Genomic DNA, 4110 nt, shown 5'->3' with positions numbered 1-4110 from the left:
GGGGGGGGGGAGGGGGGGGGGGGGGGGGGGGGGGGGGGGGGGGGGGGGGGGGGGGGGGAGGGGGGGGGGGGGGGGGGGGGGGGGAGGGGGGGGGGGGGGGGGGGCCCCCCCCCCCCCCCCCCCGGCCCGTGCCCCCGCCCGTCCCCTCCCCGAAAGACCCCGATGCGCGCACTGACCGCCGCCGACGCCCCCGTCCGGGTGCGCGAGCTCTCCCGCGACGCACGTCCGTTCCTGCTCGGCGTCGTCGGGCCGCCCGGCGCCGGCAAGTCGACGCTCGCCGCCGCCCTGGGGCAGCCCGTACTGCCGATGGACGGGTTCCACCTCGCCAACGAGCACCTCGACCGTCTCGGACTGCGCGACCGCAAGGGCGCCCCGGAGACCTTCGACGTGCACGGCTTCGCCGCCCTGCTCACCCGACTCCGCGCGGGCGAGGCCGTGCTCGCCCCGCGCTTCGACCGCGACCTCGACGCCGCGGTCGCCGGCGCCCTCCCGCTCTCCGCCTCCGACCGCGTGATCGTGGTCGAGGGCAACTACCTGCTGCACGACGCGGGCGGCTGGGAGCGCGTGCGCCCGCTGCTCGACGAGGTCTGGTACCTCGACGTGCCCGACGGACTGCGCGTGCGCCGCCTCGTCGCCCGTCACGAGGCCCACGGCCGCTCCCACGACGACGCCGTCGCCTGGGCGACCCACGTCGACGGCCCCAACGCCGACCTCATCCGCGCGACTCGCCACCGGGCCGACGCGATCCTCACCCCGACCGAAGGAGACGACGCATGAGCGTCATGGACACATTCGCCCTCACCGACCGCACCGCCCTCGTCACGGGCGCCACGCGCGGCCTCGGACGGGAGTTCGCCCGCGCGCTCGCCGAGGCTGGAGCCGACGTGGTCGTGCACGGCCGCGACGAAGCGGCGGCACGCGAGACCGCGGCGGAGATCGAGGCCGTGGGGCGCCGGGCCTGGGTGGTGCTGGGCGACCTGACCGACCGTGCGTCGGTCGACCGCATCGCCGCCGAGGCCATCGACGCCGCGGGCGGACGCCTCGACGTCCTCATCAACAACGCCGGGGCGTGCATCCACCGTCCGGCGCTCGAGGTGACCGACGACGAGTGGTCGCACGTGATCGACACGAACCTCACGGCCCTGTGGCGGATGTCGCAGACCGTCGGCGCGCACATGGTCGCCCGCGGCTCCGGGTCGATCGTGAACGTGGGCTCGATCTCGGCGCAGATCGTGAACCGTCCGCAGTTCCAGCCGGCGTACAACGCCTCCAAGGCCGCGGTGCACCACCTCACCAAGTCGCTCGCGGCGGAGTGGGCCCCGTCCGGCGTGCGGGTCAACGCCGTCGCGCCCGGATACATCAAGACCGACATGTCGCCGGTGGACGAGCCGCGCTTCCGCCGCTTCTGGATCGAGGACTCGGCTCAGCAGCGCTACGCCACGCCGAGCGAGGTCAGCCCGTCCGTCGTGTTCCTCGCCTCCGACGCGGCGAGCTTCATGTCGGGCACCGTGCTCGTGGTCGACGGCGGCTACACGCTGTTCTGATCGCGGCGCACACGCGAACGCCCGCTCCCCGGGGAGGAGAGCGGGCGTTCGTACGTTCGGGGTCAGTCCTCGCCGTCGGCCTCGGGCATGCCGGGGCCGGGGCCCGGGCGCACCTCGGCGTCGTCGCGGATGTCGACGCGCGTGGTGCCGTCGTGCTCGCTCACGTCGATGCGGGGGGCGGCGTCGGCCTCGGTCGCATCGGGAGCCGAGGTGAGCTGGTCGTGCCGGTTCTCCTCGAAGCTCTCGCGGTCGTCGCCGGTGCGGTCGTGGTCAGGCGTGCTCATGATGCTCCTTCTGGTCGTCGGTCGTCGAACGGGAACGCGTCCAGCGTGCCACGGCGTACAGCACCCCGCCCACCGCGAGCAGGACCGCGCCGAACAGCCACACCTGCGCACGCTGCTGGGTGAGCAGCAGGATGCACGACCCGACGCCCAGCACCGGCACGAAGGTCCACACGCGGAAGTGGTCGTGCTCCACGCGGTCGCGCCGCAGCACCAGCACCGACACGTTCACGCTGAGGAACACGACGAGCAGCAGCAGCACCACGGTCTCGGCCAGAGTGGCCAGGTCGCCGACGAGCGTGAGGCCCATCGCGACGAGGGTCGTGGTGAGGATCGCGACCCACGGGGTCTTCCGCTTCGGCAGCACGCGTCCGAGCACGGACGGCAACAGGTTCTGCTCGGCCATGCCGTACGTGAGGCGGCTGACCATGATCATGGTCAACAGGGCGCCGTTGGCCACGGCGATGAGGGCGATGAGGCTGAACAGCCACGACGGCACGTTCACCCCGGTGGCCTCCACCACGGCGAGCAGCGGGCCGCTGGACTCCTGCAGTTCGGACGACGGGAGGGCGATCGCGCTCGCGAGCCCCACGAGCACGTACACGACGCCGGCGGTGATCAGGGCGGCGAAGAGCGCCCGCGGGTACGTGCGGCGCGGGTCCTTCACCTCTTCGATCATGTTCGCCGAGGTCTCGAACCCGACGAACGAGTAGTACGCGATCACGGCTCCGGAGAGCACGGCGATCGCCACGTTCGACCCCTCGGGCGCGGCCATCGCGCGCGACACGTCGCCACCGCCGCCGCCCACGAAGATCGCGACGACGACGATCACGATCACCAGGCCGCTGAGCTCGATCGCGGTCATCACGAGGTTCGCGCCCATCGACTCGCGGATCCCCCGGGCGTTCAGCAGGCCGACGAGCGCGAGGAACGCGATCGCGACGGGGATGGTCGGCAGGTCGACGAAGGTGCTGAGGTAGTCGCCGGCGAAGGCGATAGCCAGCCCCGCGGCACTCGTCACCCCGGCCGCGAGCATGCTGAAGCCCACCAGGAACGACACCAGCGGGCTGTGGAAGGCGCGCTCCGCGAACACCGCGGCGCCGCCCGCGCGCGGGTATTTCGTGACGAGCTCGGCGTAGGAGCCCGCCGTGAGCAGCGCGAGCAGGAGCGCCAGCACCAGGGGCGCCCACAACAGCCCGCCGACCTTGCCCGACAGCACCCCCATGAGCGCGTAGATGCCCGCGCCCAGCACGTCGCCGAGGATGAAGGCGTAGAGCAGGGGGCCGGTGATGGCGCGCCGCAGCTTGGTGGGCGCCTCGGTCGCGGGCGCAGTCTGGGAGGTCATGCTCGCACGCTAGGGGTGCGGGCGGCGGCGGGCGACGGGCTTGACAGGGGTGCGGGGCATGCGCGAAGCCTTCGGCCTTGCACCGTCCTCGGGTGCGACAGCGCCCCGTCCAGCGTTTTCCCAGAAAAGACCGCGCGGCTCCGCCTCCCGGCCCACCGCGGCCGCTATCCTCAGTGCCGCAAGGCGGGTCGTCGGCTACGAATTGCCGAGCGGACGGGGTGGCCGCCTTCGGTTCCACAGAAAAGGGCACACTCATGACCGGTACACCGCGGAAGGCCATCGCCGAAGCGATCGCCACCTTCCTCTTCGTCCTCGCGATCATCGCGGCCGTCAACAGCGGCAGCCCGCTGACGCCGCTCGCGATCGGCTTCACACTGATGGTGCTCGTGTACTCCACGGGCCACATCTCCGGCGCTCACCTGAACCCCGCCGTCTCGCTCGGCGTCTTCCTCCGCGGCGGCCTCAGCGTCGCCGACTTCATCGCCTACCTGATCGCCCAGTTCGTGGGTGGCGCGCTCGCCGCCCTCGCCGCGCTCGCCGTCTGGCCCGCGGGCGACAAGGCCATGGTGATCGAGGTCGGCCCGGCGTTCCTGGTCGAGGCGCTGTTCACGCTCATCCTCGTGTGGGTCGTGCTGAACTCCGCCACGTCGAAGGACACCGCGGGCAACTCGTTCTACGGCCTCGCGATCGGCGCCACCGTGTTCATCGGCGCCGCGACCGTCGGCTCCATCTCGGGCGGCGGCTTCAACCCCGCCGTGGCCCTCGGCCTCTCGGTCAGCGGCCACTTCGCGTGGAGCTCGCTGTGGCTCTACATCGTGGCCCCGGCCGTCGGCGCGATCATCGCCGCGGTGCTGTTCCGCGTGCTCAACACCGACGACGCGAAGAAGATCGCCGCCGCCGAGTGACACCGTGACACCGGAGCGCCGCATCCCCTCGGGGG

The 4110-nt window shown here is 72.7% G+C and carries 5 protein-coding genes; 3 read left to right on the top strand and 2 right to left on the bottom strand.

The window, feature by feature from the left end:
* The first annotated feature begins 162 nt into the window (after positions 1–162).
* Positions 163–777, top strand: coding sequence for a nucleoside/nucleotide kinase family protein (locus ACWGQ1_RS16870; protein WP_452313410.1), 615 nt, complete (start codon positions 163–165; stop codon positions 775–777).
* Positions 774–1544: a glucose 1-dehydrogenase gene (locus ACWGQ1_RS16865; RefSeq protein ID WP_452313409.1), complete on the top strand. Its 771-nt coding sequence runs from the start codon at positions 774–776 to the stop codon at positions 1542–1544. The genes ACWGQ1_RS16870 and ACWGQ1_RS16865 overlap by 4 nt, the downstream gene beginning before the upstream one ends.
* Before the next feature lie 62 nt (positions 1545–1606).
* Here the strand turns inward: ACWGQ1_RS16865 and ACWGQ1_RS16860 are convergent, their stop codons facing one another.
* Both ACWGQ1_RS16860 and ACWGQ1_RS16855 read right to left on the bottom strand, forming a co-directional pair.
* On the bottom strand, positions 1607–1828 hold the full coding sequence (locus ACWGQ1_RS16860) for a multidrug transporter (protein WP_136029719.1): 222 nt from the start codon (positions 1826–1828) through the stop codon (positions 1607–1609).
* Positions 1815–3170, bottom strand: a complete 1356-nt coding sequence (locus tag ACWGQ1_RS16855; RefSeq protein WP_452313408.1) for an amino acid permease — start codon at positions 3168–3170, stop codon at positions 1815–1817. Before ACWGQ1_RS16855 ends, ACWGQ1_RS16860 begins: the two co-directional genes overlap by 14 nt.
* A gap of 254 nt (positions 3171–3424) precedes the next feature.
* Between ACWGQ1_RS16855 and ACWGQ1_RS16850 the strand changes: the two genes are divergently transcribed.
* Positions 3425–4075 (top strand): MIP/aquaporin family protein, encoded by a 651-nt coding sequence (locus ACWGQ1_RS16850; protein ID WP_136029723.1) that lies wholly within the window; start codon positions 3425–3427, stop codon positions 4073–4075.
* Positions 4076–4110 lie beyond the last annotated feature (35 nt).

Source organism: Microbacterium sp. NPDC055599 (genome assembly GCF_053618975.1).
Note: the sequence above shows the minus strand (reverse complement) of the source record. Positions and strands in the feature narration are given on the sequence as shown.

Coding starts and splice junctions, on each gene's coding strand:
- ACWGQ1_RS16870 (WP_452313410.1), top strand. CDS start 163: ATGCGCGCACTGACCGCCGCCGACGCCCCCGTCCGGGTGCGCGAGCTC.
- ACWGQ1_RS16865 (WP_452313409.1), top strand. CDS start 774: ATGAGCGTCATGGACACATTCGCCCTCACCGACCGCACCGCCCTCGTC.
- ACWGQ1_RS16860 (WP_136029719.1), bottom strand. CDS start 1,828: ATGAGCACGCCTGACCACGACCGCACCGGCGACGACCGCGAGAGCTTC.
- ACWGQ1_RS16855 (WP_452313408.1), bottom strand. CDS start 3,170: ATGACCTCCCAGACTGCGCCCGCGACCGAGGCGCCCACCAAGCTGCGG.
- ACWGQ1_RS16850 (WP_136029723.1), top strand. CDS start 3,425: ATGACCGGTACACCGCGGAAGGCCATCGCCGAAGCGATCGCCACCTTC.